The sequence below is a fragment of the Acidimicrobiales bacterium genome, assembly GCA_041394185.1.
Taxonomy (GTDB): domain Bacteria; phylum Actinomycetota; class Acidimicrobiia; order Acidimicrobiales; family Poriferisodalaceae; genus JAAETH01.
In genome coordinates, this window is record JAWKIQ010000005.1 from 1 (window position 1) to 14,910 (window position 14,910).

General features: G+C 65.9%; 12 protein-coding genes, 1 other RNA gene and 1 pseudogene. 8 read left to right on the forward strand and 6 right to left on the reverse strand.

Annotated features, from left to right (window positions below; translation table 11 throughout):
* On the reverse strand, window positions 1-911 hold a 911-nt coding region (locus R2770_20145), incomplete at its 3' end, for a hypothetical protein (GenBank protein ID MEZ5282777.1).
* 87 nt (window positions 912-998) lie between these two features.
* Here R2770_20145 and R2770_20150 point away from each other — a divergent pair.
* Window positions 999-2,801: a DEDD exonuclease domain-containing protein gene (locus R2770_20150; protein MEZ5282778.1), complete on the forward strand. Its 1,803-nt coding sequence runs from the start codon at window positions 999-1,001 to the stop codon at window positions 2,799-2,801.
* A 64-nt stretch (window positions 2,802-2,865) separates the two neighbouring features.
* Here R2770_20150 and trpD read toward each other — a convergent pair.
* Both trpD and R2770_20160 read right to left on the reverse strand, forming a co-directional pair.
* Window positions 2,866-3,876 (reverse strand): annotated as a pseudogene (gene trpD, locus R2770_20155) (anthranilate phosphoribosyltransferase).
* Between the two features lie 72 nt (window positions 3,877-3,948).
* Entirely contained in the window at window positions 3,949-4,212 is a 264-nt protein-coding gene (locus R2770_20160; GenBank protein ID MEZ5282779.1) for a WhiB family transcriptional regulator, read from the reverse strand.
* Between the two features lie 144 nt (window positions 4,213-4,356).
* Between R2770_20160 and R2770_20165 the strand changes: the two genes are divergently transcribed.
* The 7 genes from R2770_20165 to R2770_20195 all read left to right on the forward strand — a co-directional run bounded on the left by R2770_20165 (window position 4,357) and on the right by R2770_20195 (window position 13,011).
* Entirely contained in the window at window positions 4,357-5,901 is a 1,545-nt protein-coding gene (locus tag R2770_20165) for an FAD-dependent oxidoreductase (protein MEZ5282780.1), read from the forward strand.
* Between the two features lie 18 nt (window positions 5,902-5,919).
* The gene (locus tag R2770_20170; GenBank protein ID MEZ5282781.1) at window positions 5,920-6,339 is read left to right on the forward strand and encodes a hypothetical protein; all 420 of its coding nucleotides are present in this window, start codon (window positions 5,920-5,922) and stop codon (window positions 6,337-6,339) included.
* Window positions 6,340-6,484: 145 nt separating this feature from the next.
* Complete coding sequence (locus R2770_20175) at window positions 6,485-8,434, forward strand: delta-60 repeat domain-containing protein (protein MEZ5282782.1); 1,950 nt, start codon at window positions 6,485-6,487, stop codon at window positions 8,432-8,434.
* A 203-nt stretch (window positions 8,435-8,637) separates the two neighbouring features.
* Window positions 8,638-10,455: a hypothetical protein gene (locus tag R2770_20180; GenBank protein ID MEZ5282783.1), complete on the forward strand. Its 1,818-nt coding sequence runs from the start codon at window positions 8,638-8,640 to the stop codon at window positions 10,453-10,455.
* A gap of 34 nt (window positions 10,456-10,489) precedes the next feature.
* Window positions 10,490-10,853: RNase P RNA component class A (gene rnpB / locus R2770_20185), an RNA gene on the forward strand.
* Between the two features lie 108 nt (window positions 10,854-10,961).
* A complete protein-coding gene (locus R2770_20190; protein MEZ5282784.1) occupies window positions 10,962-12,194 on the forward strand; it encodes a trypsin-like peptidase domain-containing protein in 1,233 nt (410 codons plus the stop codon).
* 109 nt (window positions 12,195-12,303) lie between these two features.
* Complete coding sequence (locus R2770_20195; protein ID MEZ5282785.1) at window positions 12,304-13,011, forward strand: hypothetical protein; 708 nt, start codon at window positions 12,304-12,306, stop codon at window positions 13,009-13,011.
* Here the strand turns inward: R2770_20195 and R2770_20200 are convergent.
* The 3 genes from R2770_20200 to R2770_20210 are packed head-to-tail and all read right to left on the reverse strand — an operon-like array spanning window position 12,998 to window position 14,840.
* Window positions 12,998-13,597 carry a histidine phosphatase family protein gene (locus tag R2770_20200; GenBank protein ID MEZ5282786.1) on the reverse strand — a complete coding sequence of 200 codons (600 nt, stop codon included), beginning with the start codon at window positions 13,595-13,597 and terminating at the stop codon, window positions 12,998-13,000. The two genes, R2770_20195 and R2770_20200, sit on opposite strands and share 14 nt — an antisense overlap.
* Window positions 13,591-14,112, reverse strand: a complete 522-nt coding sequence (locus R2770_20205; GenBank protein ID MEZ5282787.1) for a hypothetical protein — start codon at window positions 14,110-14,112, stop codon at window positions 13,591-13,593. The genes R2770_20200 and R2770_20205 overlap by 7 nt, the downstream gene beginning before the upstream one ends.
* Complete coding sequence (locus tag R2770_20210) at window positions 14,112-14,840, reverse strand: hypothetical protein (GenBank protein ID MEZ5282788.1); 729 nt, start codon at window positions 14,838-14,840, stop codon at window positions 14,112-14,114. Before R2770_20210 ends, R2770_20205 begins: the two co-directional genes overlap by 1 nt.
* Window positions 14,841-14,910: the final 70 nt, after the last annotated feature.

Consider the following 14,910-nt stretch of genomic DNA (forward strand, 5'->3'; position numbering starts at 1 on the left):
GCGGAGGTGTCGGGCGCGTCGGGTCGCAGGTGGGCGGCAGCACGTCGAAGGGCGTCGGCCAGCGACGCGGTCAGGTCGGCGGCGGCGGCGATGGCGTCGGCGGCCCCAAGGGTGTCGGAACCGTCATCGCGACCGGGCTTCATCACCTCGACGACATCGGCTGGCACCTCGGCCGACATGGCGGTGGTGTCCAGATCGTCGAGCCCCAGCGACATCGCGGTGTCGATTGCCTGCCCGGCCGATGCGATGGCCTGATCGAGCTCGACCTGGAGCTGCCTGACCTTGGCCCGCTCCTCGCCCAGGCCCTTCTCGGCCCTGGTAGCTCGGCGATCGAGCCTGGTCACCCGGTCTCGAAGCTCGTCGCGCTCGTTGACAGCGTGATCGTGGGCGGCCTGAATCCGCTCGAGCTCGGTGCGGGCCTGGGCCAGCGAGCGGTCGAGTTGGTCGCGGGCCTCCTCCACCGCTGCCAGAGCCTCCTTGGCGTTCTGGTGATCCAGTTCCAGGCGCTGCACCTGGCGCTCGAGAGCCTTGGCCCTCAATTCGGCATCGGCACTGCGCCTGCGGTCGATGGCTTCGGCCTCGGCGGCGGCCAACCTCTGCACCCAACCATCGGGGCGATCCAGCCAAAGCCAGCCCAGCTCGCCGACTTCGTGTTCCTCGGTCAGCGACACGACGTGTTTCCTGAATGCTTCGTCTGCGTCGATGGCCTCGCGAACTATGTCGAGTGCTCGGGGCGGAAGCTTCGCGAAGGTCAGAAAAGGGCGAAGAGCGGCCGGCACCTCGACGCTCGACTTGGTGTTGCGGGCGAGGGAACGGGCCACGTGGAAAGCGCTCTCGATCGCAGGCCTCAGCTCGTCCCTGAGTTCACGGCCCAGGTCTGCGGTGGCGCTTGCCTCAGCGTCGGCATCCATCAGACCCGAGTGTCGCGCCCCCGCACTTGTTCGCCAACCCCCATGAGGCGAGGTCGACCGTCCCACCCCCTCCTTAGGGTCGACGGCGTGGACTCTGGGACGCTCTTCAACCAAACATCCGTCAACCGTTCGCTGTTCGACCAGCCTCTGTTCGACCAGCCGGCCGCCGACCGCGTCGTGACCCACCGCGCATCACCTCGCACCCACTCCCCCGGTTCGCAGCGGTCGTTCGACGACCTGGGCGTGCCCCTGCATCAGGTCACGTTCTGTGTGATCGACCTCGAGACCACGGGCGGCAACCGCAACGACGATCGCATCACCGAGATCGGCGCTGTCAAGGTCTGCGGTGGCGAGGCCCTGGGAACCTTCCAGACCATGGTCAACCCCGGCATCCGGATTCCCGCTGAGATGACCGTGCTCACCGGCATCACCCAGGCCATGGTGTTGCGGGCTCCACGGATCGAGTCGGTCCTGCCCAGTCTGCTCGAGTTCATCGGCGACTCCGTGGTCGTCGGCCACAACGTCGGCTTCGACCTCGCTTTCGTCAACGCGGCCCTCGAGCGATCGGGCCGTCAGCGTCTCGGCAATCACGTCGTCGACACGCTTGCGGTCGCCCGGCGGCTGCTGGTCGACGAGGTACCCAACATGAAGCTGGGCACCCTGGCCGATCGTCTGAGGCTCGACCACCGCCCCACCCACAGAGCCCTCGACGACGCCATGGCCACCGCCGACCTGTTGCACTTCTTGTTCGAGCGAGCGGCCTTCTTCGGTGTGCTGGGTCTCGACGATCTGCTCAATCTGCCCGGCATAGACACCCACCCTCAGGTCCACAAGTTGGCGCTCACAGACGGGCTTCCGCGCCGGCCCGGCGTCTACATGTTCCACGATCGCGATGGCCGCATTCTCTACGTCGGGAAGGCCACGAACCTGAGGACGCGTGTGCGGTCTTACTTCTCCAGCGACCGCAGGCGAAAGGTCGCCCAACTGCTGCGCGAGACCGACCACATCTCCCACATCGAATGCCCAGGGCCGCTCGAACCCGAGGTCACCGAGATACGCCTCATCCAGCAGCACTCGCCGCGTTTCAACCGCGTCGGTAAGTCACCGTCCAAGTACGTCTACCTCAAGTTGACGTTGAACGAACAGTTCCCCCGGCTGTCGGTCGTGACGCGACCCAAGAGCGATGGCGCCCTGTACCTGGGGCCGGTCAGGTCGCGACGTGCGGCCACGGCTGCCATCGACGCCATCCACTCGGTCACCAGCCTCAGGCGGTGCAACAGTCGGCCCTCGTCGCGGGCCCAATCCGGTCCTTGCGCCACCGCTCAGCTGGGCGCCAGCGCGTGCCCGTGCACCGGCTTCACCCCACCCGCCCAGTACGCCCAGATCACGGCCCAGGTAACGACCGAGCTGACCCGGCACCCAGAACGTATCCTCGCCCGGCTGGCCGACCGAATGCACGCGCTGGCGCTGGCCGAACGCTTCGAGGAAGCAGCAGAAACCCGCGACCGGGCTGCCGCACTGGCGGCCATCCTCAGACGCTCGCACCTGTTTGCTCGCATGCAACGCGCCGGCCGTCTGGTGGTCGAGCAGCCCGGTCGCGGCGGAGCGGAGATCGTCGCCGGGCGCCTGGCCAACACATGGAGCACCGACGGCGACGTGCCACTATTTTCGCCAGCAAACCTCAGCGCCCCCGAGTCCGGGCCCACCGGGCCGTTCGGGACCGTTCTCGACGGTACTGCCGCAGACGAAATCATTTGTGTTGCGTCGTGGCTCGACGCCAACGCCGCCGACCTTCGCCTGGTGGAAGTCGAAGGTCAGTGGAGTTCGGCGACCATCTCGCTGCCCCGTTTCGCTGCAGCCAAGGGTGTGGGCACAAAGCGCGAGGCCTGAGGCCCATGGGGCCCCGCCGGATCAACCGCCGCCAGCGGGCAGACACGGCCCTGACCACCTCGAGTTTGTCCAGCACAGCGCCCGACGAAATGGTGTCAATCGCCAAGCTGATGCCTTCGTCCAGGTCGGCCACCAGACCGGCCACCACCAAGGCCGCACCAGAGTTGAGCGCCACTATGTCGCGCCTGGCACCGGTGTCGGCACCGCCGAAGATTTCCAGGGCGATCCGGGCGTTGTCTTGCGGGCCACCGCCGGCGATGGCGTCTTCGGTCACCGTCGCCAGCGAGAAATCGCCGGGCTCGATTACGAAATCACGGGTCAGCTCGCCGTCGCGAACCTCCACGATGCGGGTGGGCCCGGTCAGTGTCAGCTCGTCGAGCCCGCTGCCGTGAACAACCCAAGAGTGCCTCGAACCGCGAGCCGCAAACGTCGCAGCGACGCGGTCCTGCATGGCGGCATCGCTTACACCGATCAGCTGACGCAGGACCCGACCTGGGTGCGAAAGCGGACCCAACAAGTTGAACACGGTGGGAATGGCCAGCTGCGAGCGAACCGGCCCGGCAAACCGCATGGCCGGATGGAAGGCTTTGGCGTACACGAAGCCCAGCCCGGCCTCCTCGACACAGAGCCGCACGCCGTCACCGTCGAGCCCGGTGGTCACGCCCAGAGCCGACAGCGTGTCGAATGAGCCGCTGGTGGAGGACGCACCGACGTTGCCGTGCTTGGCAACAGATGCACCAGCCGCCGAAGCGACGAAACACGACATGGTCGACACACTCAGTGCAGCTCGTCGCCGCATGGCCGATCCGCCCGTGCCCACGATGTCGATGACACCTTCGGGCAGGTCGAGCGGTGCGGCGTTGTCCAACATCGCGTCGACCATTCCCGAGATCTCGGCGACGCTTTCGCCCTTCATCCTCAAGGCGACGATGAAGGCCGCCAGTTGGGCATCGGTGGCGTCGCCCTCCAGAACGGTGCCCAGGGCAGCACGCGCCGCCTGCGACGAGAGGTCGCGACCTTGGGTCAGCTCGGTCAAAATGGCGGGCCACCCGCCGTGGTCACCGATGTCTGTCATCGCCTGCCTCTGCTCTGGTAGGTACCGCCGATCAGCGACGAGCCGAGCGACGACCTCTGAACGGGGCCAAGGTTAGGCGGACACCACAGACAGAGCGCGCTGTTTGGCCGCCGCTCGGCGACGTTGGCGAATGATTCGCCTGCGCTCTCGCTCTGTTGCCCCACCCCAGACGCCATCTTTCTCGCGGGTCGAGAGCGCGTGCTCGAGGCACTCGGTCTGCACCGGGCACTCGCCGCAAACGGACTTGGCCTCGAGAGACTCGTCGTCGGTTGTGGGATAGAAGATGTCGGCCGCGAGACCTTGGCACGCGGCGTGGCTCTGCCACTGTTGGTTCACGTTGGTCGCGCTCCTGGGGGGACGGAGGTGCCAGCAACGATCGAGTCTCCCGCGCCACGAGCCGAATGTCCAGCCCAACGGCAAACTGGATCTCTGCGACCGCCTGTCGGCCACTCTCGGCTCGCGTTGTTTATGCTCCTGCGCGTGCTGACAGATGCCTTCGACCGCCGACGCTCGATCGAGCGCCTGGCCGACGAGACCTTCGACGTGCTGGTCATCGGCGGCGGACTGTTCGGCGCCGCGGCCGCGCTCGACGCAGCATCCCGCGGCCTGGCCACGGCTCTGGTCGAAGCAGACGACTTCGCCTCGGGCACATCAGCGATGACGTCGAAGCTGGTGTGCGGCACCACCGAGCTGACGGCTGGGCGGGTGGCTCCAGCCGAGCGTTTGTCGGAACTCGCGATATTGCGCCACAACGCCTCGTTCCTGCTGTGGAACATTCCGGTGATCGAGCCCGGCAGACGGTCGACGCGCCACCGGCGGGCCGGCCGGGTGGCAGCCAGGCTCAGGCTGGGCGAGCGGCGACCGAGCGACGAGTGGCAAATCGATCGCGACGCGGTACTCGACCGCATCCCGTCGCTGCGTCCCGACGCCTCCACCAACACTTCGATTCACACCGGCGCGGTTGTAGACGACGCCCGCTTGACCCTCGCCCTTGCGCGCACGGCAGCCATCCGCTTTGGTGCTCGCTGCGCGAACAGGGCGTCGGTGGAGCGCGTCAGGCACGATGCATCCGGCCACGCCGTGGGTGCCGACGTGGTGCTTCGAGATGCGCAATCGGCGCCCACTGTCGGCTCGGTCGCCGTGGCTGCCCGCACCATCATCGATGCCAGGCCAAGCCTTCAGCCGCGACCCACCCCGCCTAGAACTCGGCTCTACCTCGCGGTCGAGAGCGACCGGTTCGTGGCAGATTCGGCCTACTTGTCAGCACAGTTGTCGATCGTTCCGTGGCTGGACCACGTAATGCTCGGCATCGCTGGAGACTTCTCCGAATCGCCCGATGCACAGCCAACGCGGCCCCGTGGCGATCAGATCGCCCAAGCCCTCGCCAGCGCGCGAAGCTCGATCGACCACGACCTCGACAACACCGACGTGACCGGCGCATGGTTCGGCCCCCCGCCACGCAAACGCACCTTGATACGGCCGGGAGGACGGATCTCGGCGACGGTCTCCGACGACGGCGTCATCGCCGCCCACACCGACGACCTCACCGAGTCGCGCCGACTCGCGGCCGAGGCGGTCGACATCGCCGTCACCCAACTGGGGTACGAGGTGAGCATTCGCCCCAGCAGAACCAAACGGATCGAGCTGGTCGGCTCGGGCAGCCGCGACGACGTGGGTGGGTTGAGCATCCCACGGCTGTGGCATCGCTACGGGACCGAGAGCAGGGTGGTGCAGGCGATAATGCGTTCGCACCCCGACCTCGCTGTTGCCGCGCGGCCCGATTCGACTTACATCCTGGGCGAGGTCGTGTATTCCGCCCGCTACGAGATGGCGTGCTCGATAGACGACGTCTTGAGCCGCCGCTGGCGCGTCGGCCTGCTGGATGCGGCTCAGGCCATCGAGCTGGCCCCACAGGTGGCCGATCTGCTGGCCACCGAGCTCGGTTGGGATCAGCACACGAGGCGATCGATGCTGGACGAATTCATCGCCATGGGAGTACCGGGACGGACCGAAGACCGCCTTTGAGTCGATAACTTTGCGCCCATGAGTCTTGGAGCCAGCCACCGCATCCGCGGCTACGAGGTCGACACCGAGGCGATCTACCGGGGCGCCCTGCTGGTCACGGTGTTGTCGGTTCCTCTCGCGGCGATCGCAGGTCGGCTGATAGGTGACGATTCGGGCTGGCAGGTCGTGATCATGTTTGCGATCTTCGCCGTGTTCTTCGCCGGCGGCGCAGTATCGGGCTCGATGCGCCCCGAAACCCCTGCGCTGCACGGAGCCCTGTCGGCCGTTCCGCCGGTAGCCGTCTTGACCCTGGTTCGAATGACCCTGGCCGCACTGGGCGACGCCGAATTCGACCTGGTCATCGTGGCCGCGATGTTCGCCTTCGGCACCACATTGGGTCTTCTGGGCGGGGTCGCCGCGTCGCGTTTCTCTGACAGGCCTCGGTCACTGATCCGCTGAGACTGGCCTATTGGCAGTGGACAAACGATTGCCTTCGACCACCGACTGTGCCTACTTGAGTGATTTTCTTTGACATGTGTCACTCTGAGTGATTATCTGTTCACTCGGTACGGCCGGGAGTTCCGCCGGCCGTTTGGGAGTGACGGTGAAGACATCGAATTGTGCTGCGCGTGCTTGTGCTGCGATTCTCGCAGCCCTGCTCAGCGTCGCCGGCCTGACGGTCGCCGCCAACCCGGCGTCGGCAGCCGAAGCGGTGACCATCGCCACCGACACCCCGGCGGCGGACCTGCCTGTGATCCTTCACGAAGACGAATACCAGGTCTATGCGGCCAAGATCGTCGACGACTTCTTGTTGGGTGGCGGCGACTTCCGCCAAATCGAAACCACACCCGGAACGGTCGTCGACCAGCCCTATTTCATGGCCGTCGATCTGCGGACCAACCGGCTCGCCTGCCCCGACATCTCCTTCAACGACGAGGTACTGAACTTCACCCGCGGACAGTCGCGAAACACGATCTTCGCGGTGGGCAGGTTCACCCGCGTGTCGGACGGCCAGGACGAGTACGCCCAGAGCAAGGTGGCCAAACTCGACCTACAGAATTGCACCATCGACCCCGACTTCGAGGTCCGCTCGGTGTGGGGAAAGATCACCGACGTCGCCCTGACCGGTGACGACCTCTACGTCGGGGGCGACTTCACGTCGATCAACGGCGAGGACATCGCCCATCTCGCAAGACTCGACGCCGACAGCGGATCCGTCGACCCTGGATTCGACCTCGACTTCTCGTCGGGCCTGCCCGGAACCATTCGAGAACTGAAGGTGTTCCCAGCGAGCGCTCGACTGGTTGTTGCCGGCAAGTGGACATCGATCGGCGGCATCGCGACCGGACCCAGTGCGGTCGTCGACATCTCGAGCCCCGCGAACCCCCGCCTCACCGCCCACCGGTCGGTCATCCCGTTCCCGATCGACGCGATCACGGACGCCGCCATCAGCGCCGACGGCAGGTACGTGGGCTTCGCATTCGGCAAGACGACCGTCACCGATTACGCGGTTCTGATGCCGCTGGCCGAACAGCGGGTCACACCGAAGTGGACACATTTCATGGGCGATTCGTCGTTCGGCATCGCAATCGGCGAATCCGCCGTGTACGTCACAGGGCATTTCTGCAAGATCGAGGGTGGCCCGCGACCCTTCGAGGTGATGAGCCCCAAGCATGGCTGGGACTTCTGCACCAACGTGGACAACCGCGGCGACGCCTGGCGCACGAAGATGGCAGCGCTGAGCATCGAGGACGGCACCCCGCTCACCTGGAACCCCGGAAACACCTCGTTCACCGGAGCCCGCGAGTTGACTGTGACCGCCGATGGCGGGCTCCTCATGGGTTTCGATGGCATGACGGCGGGCGGTGTGCGCACCGGCGCCCTTGCTTACTTCCGTGGCCAGATGGTGGTCGATATCGCCGACCCGCAGCCCAACCCCCAACCGGAACCCAAGCCGCAGCCCGATCCGCAACCGGAACCCAAGCCACAGCCACAGCCACAGCCACAACCACAGCCCGAGCCGCAGCCGCAGCCGCAGCCCGAACCACAACCACAGCCCACACCAGTGGTCGAGACGGGCTATCGATGCGATGCCTCACCCACGGCCGACGGGGTGATGCTGACGTGGGATCCGGTTGAGGGCGAGAGCAACTATCACCTGCGCAGCGACGACGCCTGGGTGGTTTCGGTGACCACCACCAGCCACGTCGTCGTCGGTGGCACCGCCAACTCCGAATACGTCGTGAGGTTCTGGCAGAACGGACCCCACGACATCATCTGCGACGGAGGCGAACCCGAGCCCACACCAGAGCCGCAGCCACAGCCGAACGTGTGTGTCGTTTCGGTCTCCTCCGACGGCGCCTCGATCCAGTGGGCCCCGCTGGCCGAAACCGACGAGTACACCGTGCGCAAGAACGGTGTCTGGTTGGCGACGGTGCAGGGCTTTGGCCACCTGGACCCCTCAGGCGCCGTGAGCGACACCTACGTCGTGCGCTACCACGAAGGAGCTATGCACGAGATCGAGTGCGACACGGTCAAAGGTGGAAGTCACTGATGCACCAAGGCATTGCACGTACTGCCATGAACTACTAGTGTCCCAACACAATCCGCCACCTTCAGTGGCAGATAGTGGCACCGAATAGATCGAGACCGGCGTCTCCCCCACTCTCCGTGACGCCCCGAGTACGAACGAGTCGAGCGGCAACGACTCAGCGCACACGCCGAACGCCTCATTTCGGCCCTAACGAAATCCAACAGATGATTCCACGCAAAGTCGCCGACCGCCTCAGCAAGTTGCTGATTGCCGGGTTGACGTTGGTCGCCGTTCTCGGGCTTGTTCCGAGCGTTGCCGAAATGGCCGACCCCGCCGCCGCTCAGACTCCGTTGGTGCCCGAGACACCTTCCACTGGCTACCCGGTTATCCAGCAGGCCAACCAGTACGACGTGTGGGCGGCCGATCAGGTTGGTGATTACATCTTGTCGGGTGGCGACTTCCAGCAGATCCGCCTCCAGAACGGCACCCTCATCAACCAGCCCTACTTCACCGGCTGGCACATCGACACCAAACAGATCATCTGCACCAACATCACCTTCGACGACGAAGTCCTCGAAATCATCCCAGGCAACGAACCAAACACAGCATTCGTAGCCGGCCGCTTCCGCAACATCACCGCACCAAACGGCACCTTCAAACGATCCAAACTCGTCAAAATCGAACTACCCACCTGCAACGTCGACACCACCTTCGACGTACAAGGCACCTGGGGCAAAGTCTCCGAACTAGCCCTACACGACAACCGCCTATTCGTCGCAGGCGACTTCAGCCAGATCAACAACCAACCCATCGGCTACCTCGCCCAACTCGACCCCAACACCGGCACCGTCAACCCCAACTTCGATGTGGGTGTGGCCCCAGGCATCTATACGACCTTCCGGGGTATGGGGGTCGACCCGGCGGGTACGCGTCTGGTGTTGGGCGGCCGCTGGAGCAGCATCAGCGGCGTCGCCACCGGCCCCACCGCCGTCATCAACATCGCCGACCCCAACGCACCATTCCTCACCGCCCACCGGTCTTCTGGAATGGTTCCCACGATCGACCTGCAGGACGCATCGGTCAGCCCCGACGGCACCAAGATCGCTCTGGTGTATGGCACCGCAACCACGTCCGACTATGCCTATCTGGTCGAGGCCGTCGATCGACCGGTCACCTACACGTGGCGCAAGTACCTGCGTGACTCTGCCTTTGGTGTGGGCATGACAGACGACATCGTCTATGTGGGCGGCCACTTCTGCAAGATCGACGAGGGCCCTGGCCCCACCGAGATCATGGCTCCGAAGGGGCTCGATTTCTGTAGCGGCGTGTTCTTCGCCGGAGGGGCGTGGCGTACCCAGCTGGCCGCCCTCAGCGTCAACGACGGCACACCCCTGACCTGGAACCCCGGCAACAACACCTTCCGCGGCGCCCGCGAAATCACCGTCACCGAACGAGGACTACTGGTCGGCTACGACGGCGACCGCACCAACGGCTTCCTCGTCGGCCCCCTGGCCTTCTTCGACCTCGGCGGCGGTGGTGGTGGTGGTGGTGGTGGCGGCGGCGGTGACCCCGAATGCACTGCAACGGTTTCCAACGGCACCGCCATCATCACTTGGAACGCGATAGCCGGGGACCCGACCTACCAGATCCGCAAGGACGGTTCGTGGTTGGCCTCTACCCAGGCCACCACCTACACCGACAGCCCGGCCACCTTGGCGACCGACTATGTGGTGCGCTACTGGCAGAACGGCCCCAACGACATCACCTGCGCCACGGTCGACGGAGGCGGCGGCGGTGGTGGTGGTGGTGGTGGTGGTGGCGGCGGCGGAGGTCCGGAGTGCACCAAATCGGCCCAGGGAGGCGGCGTCTTGTTGACCTGGAGCCCCATCGCCGGCATCGGCACCTACTACGTGCGGCTCAACGGCTCGTGGCTGGCCAACGTCGATGGCACCACCTACCAGCACCCGGGTGGTGACCTGGCGGGCGACTACCTCGTGCGCTACTGGCAGAACGGCCCCAACGACATCACCTGCTCGGTCTAGCCGAGCGTCCACCCGGCTATCCTGCGTGCGACGGTGAGTCGGCCGAGGTGGCCGCGGGTGCCCTTCGAGGCATTCGAGGAAGGTCGGGACTCCACAGGGCAGGGTGCTGGCGTGAGGCCAGGCGCCGCGAGGCGACGGAAAGTGCAACAGAGAGCAAACCGCCGATGGGTCGGGCTGATGGTTCGCCACCAGGCCGATCACAGGCAAGGGTGAAACGGTGCGGTAAGAGCGCACCAGCGACCTGGGCGACCAGGCGGCTAGGTAAACCCCACCCGGAGCAAGGTCGAGCAGGAATCGGGCGGCCCGTCCCACGATTCCGGGTAGACCGCATAGATGGATGGCCACCCAAGCGGCTCGTGCCGCCGGACAGAATCCCGCCTATGTGGCCGGCTCACCGTCACACGAGCCAATCGAACCCCAACCAGCCGGAACCTCGGAATGAATCGGGACGTTCTCACGGTTGTCTCATTTAGCGTCCCCAGACTGGGGCCGACAAACCGCTCGACATGGCCGAGGCGAACATGGATCGATGGACACCTGACCAGCCGAACGAACCCGACGTCAGGATCCCCCTGACCCTCGACGACCCGCTACCCGTACTGATGTGGGGCTTCGAAGACAAGAACCAGCCCACCGATGAGGGTCAGCCCGACGCCGAGCGCGCTCCTGAAACCAAGCCCAAGCGCCGGCGTCGGTGGCCGCTGGTGCTGGCGGCAATCGTCGGCATCACCGGCTTGATGGCAGCCTCGGCCGCGGTGGCCTACCTGGTCGCCAAGAACACATCGACCCAGAACACATCGACCCAGGCGGACGCTGCCCAGGCGGACGCCGAGCCCGTCGCCACGACCATCCAGCCCGCCGTCGTGCCGATAATCGAGTCGGCGGGCATCGACGGCGAGCCCTATGCCCAGGCCGCGGCCCTGGTGTCGCCCGCAGTCGTGCGCATCCAGACCGGCTTCGGGGTCGGCTCTGGAGTGGTCTACGACCCATCTGGCCTGATCATGACCGCGGCCCACGTGGTCGACGACGTCGATACCGTCGAAGTGCTGTTGAGCGACGGCAGCCGCGTACCAGGCGAGGTAGTGGGCACCCACACACTGTCCGACATCGGCGTGGTCCGTATCGACCCACCGGCCGGAATGGTCGTCGCCTCGTTGGCAGACGGCTCTGAGATAACCGTGGGCCAGGCCGTGGTGGCGCTGGGTAGCCCGTTCGGGCTGGAACAGACTGTGACGGCCGGAATTGTCAGCGCCGTGGATCGTGTGGTGTCCGACATTCCCATGGTGCAAACCGACGCCGCCATCAACCCGGGCAACTCGGGCGGCCCTCTGGTGAACCTGAGCGGCGAGGTGATCGGAATCAGCTCTCAGATCTTCACCGAAAGTGGCGACAACGCCGGCGTCGGCTTCGCCGTCACAGTCGACCTGGCTCGCATCGTGGCCGATCAGCTCGTCGCCGGGCAACAGGTGCAGTTGGCCTTGTTGGGCGTCAGCTCGGGCCGCACCACCGACGGCACCGCGGGGGCATTGATCAGCCAGGTCGTCGAAGGTTCTGCAGCCGAAGACGCGGGTCTGCAGGTCGGCGACCGCATCACCGCCGTCGACGGAATGATGATCCGCAGCAGCAGCGACCTACGCGCCGATGTGCTCGTGCGTCGACCCGGATCGGGGGCCACCCTCACAGTGCAGCGCGGAGGCGAAACCATCGAGGTGGCGGTCGTGTTCGGCTCAACGGGCTGACGTTGGGCACCCGCTGCGGTTGCTGCGCGCCGCTTCGTAGTTCTAGCGAATACGATCGGTCACCGAACGCAAAGCCCGCCCTTCCCCGGCGGCGACGAGGGACCAGATCTTGGAACGCGACAGAATGACCACCGTTGGGCTGATAGCCCTTGCGCTCGCGCCGATGGTGTTCATCGTCTTGTTCGCCATCAACCGCGACACGAACTCAGGCGACCCGGTGGTAGCCGAGGGCACCCTCACCGACATCGGACAAACCGAAACCACGTCGGGTTCGAGCTCGGGTTCGTCGTCGGCGCCGTCCTCGACCCTGCCCGACGGAGCACCCGCCTCAGACGACTCGTCGACGTCGACCTCTACCTCGGGCGATGTCGAGGTCGGGGTGGTCGTCGAAAGCCTCGGCACCACCAGCACCACAGCGCGGGTGGCCACTCCCACCACCCAGAACCCGCGGGTGTCTGGTACCACCGTTGCGCCTCCCGGCACACAGCAGTCGACCTCGTCCACCACCACCGTCTCGTCCAGCACCACCAGCACCACCGCCGTCAACGACCCCATCGGCATCTGTGTGTTCGCCGATGGCTCGGTCGCCAGCGGCATTCGCCAGTCGACCTGCAAGGCCACCTTCACCACCGACGCGGCCGAGGCCAGGCGCATCTCCGAAGAGCGGAGACTGGCGACCACGACGACCACCACCGAGCCGACAACCACCACCAAGGCCGAGCCGACCACCACCACGACGGTGGCGGTCTCCACAACCACTCAGCCCGTCTCGACCACCACCGAGCCCACCACGACCACGGCAACTACCCAGGGCTGAGGCCCGCCAGGTGAGCGGTCTCGTTGAACGAGACCATCACGGGCCGGTCGCGCACCGCCACCCGACAGATCGACGCCGGGTCCAGGCGCATTCGCCACGAGAGTTCTTCTTCGACGCCCAGCGACCACTGAACCGCGGCCTTGATGGGCGATGTGTGGCACACGACGGCAATGTCGTCGCGGCGAGCCTGGTCGGCCAGCTCTTCGAGGCCGGCCCAGACCCTTTGCCTCAGATCCAGCAGCGACTCTCCGCCCGGGGGCGCAAACGAAGCGTCGGCCCGCCAACGATCCCAAACCTCGCCCGGCACATCAGCCAGCGGGATCATGTCGTATTGCCCATAGTCGAGCTCGATGAAGCGCTCGTCGACCTCGGCCTCGACGCCGGCCCGCGAACAGATCTCGGACGCGGTCGACACCGCACGTGCCAACGGAGAACAAACGACACGCCGGATGCCCAGGTTGGCCAACGCTTCCCCCACCGCTGCGGCCTGCATGCGCCCCAGATCGTCCAGCGGATTGTCGACCCGGCCCTGCAACAGGCCAGAAGCATTGGCGCTGGTGCGACCATGGCGAACCAGTATCAACACGTGGGCGGGGTTCCGTCTGTGAGCTGGCGGTCTATTCGTCCGCTGCGGGCGAAGACCGAACGCCTGGCCGGGTCGGACAACCCGAAGCGGCCATAGGCCCACACCAAGGCCAGGGCACCGGCGGCCTCGAGCAACAACGTCAGCGCCAGTGGACGGTCGAATGCCGGAATCGGCACGCCACCGAACGAGCCGCCGTCGACCGGCCACCAAAACAGTGAGGAGTGCGGCCATACGGGATCGAGAATCAGGTGAAAGAACCAGCCGATCGGAATGGCCAGCAGTCGGCGCCTGAGCAGACGCCTGCCCACGGTGATGCCCATGACCGCAAACATCAGCCCGACGGCAAACACCAGGGTGTGGGCCGGCCCCGAATCGGCGTCGAACCCACCGCCAACGGCCACGTCGACCAAATCTGGCAGCAGCGCACCCACGATGACCAGGCGATGATCTATGGCCGGGTCACGGAACACAACCCACATCAACACCAGAGAGGCTCCGGCAAACCACAACAGCATCAGGTACCACCGACCGGAACCAGGATTACGCCACACTCCTCGCAGTTGACGATCTCGCCCGGTGACAGCGACCGGATGCGGTCGAGGAACACGGCCGACGCGCCCAGCCCGCACGCCGAGCACACCCCGGCGCTGAGCGAACCGACGGCCACACCACTTCGCGATCCGTTGCGCATGCGCTCGTAGCGAGCCAGCAGATCGGGTTCGACCGATGCCGCAGCCGCCTGGCGCTTGGCCGTGACCGCCCCGTGTTCGGCGTCGATCTCGGCGATGACGACGGTCATGGTTGCTTCGGTGCGACCCCGCTCGTCTTGGAGCTCTGCGGCCTTGGCATCGAACTTGGCGAGCGTGGCGTCGAGGGGCTCGGCCTGCTCCATCAGTTCGAGAACCTCGTCCTCGAGGCTCGACTGGTGCCTGGCCAAGCTGTCGAGTTCGTCTTGAAGAGCGGTCAGCTCCTTGGGAGAAGTGATGCCGCCGTTGTACATGCGGTCGGTGTCCTCGGCCCGCTTGGCCTCGATGCCGGCGATCTCGTCCTCGATGGCCTTCTGGGACCGCGCGATGGCGTGGCGTTTGTCGGCCAGCTCGACACGACGGTTCGCTATGGCCTCGAGGCTGTGATCCAACTCGGCGATGCGCGCCGCCTCGGGCATGTGTGCCCGCTTGTGCTCGAGCTGATCCAGACGCGTGTCGAGGTTCTGGAGTTCGAGCAGTGCCGTGAGGTTGGTCAACTCACACCTCCACTTGGGACGACCGGGTTCGTTCTAGCACCTCCGGCGGCCCGCGCGAACGTCCTGCAGC

Excerpts from the sequence above, each read along its gene's own strand:
- R2770_20170 (MEZ5282781.1), top strand. The coding sequence starts at position 5,920 with ATGAGTCTTGGAGCCAGCCACCGCATCCGCGGCTACGAGGTCGACACC.
- R2770_20180 (MEZ5282783.1), top strand. The coding sequence starts at position 8,638 with ATGATTCCACGCAAAGTCGCCGACCGCCTCAGCAAGTTGCTGATTGCC.
- R2770_20190 (MEZ5282784.1), top strand. The coding sequence starts at position 10,962 with ATGGCCGAGGCGAACATGGATCGATGGACACCTGACCAGCCGAACGAA.
- R2770_20205 (MEZ5282787.1), bottom strand. The coding sequence starts at position 14,112 with ATGCTGTTGTGGTTTGCCGGAGCCTCTCTGGTGTTGATGTGGGTTGTG.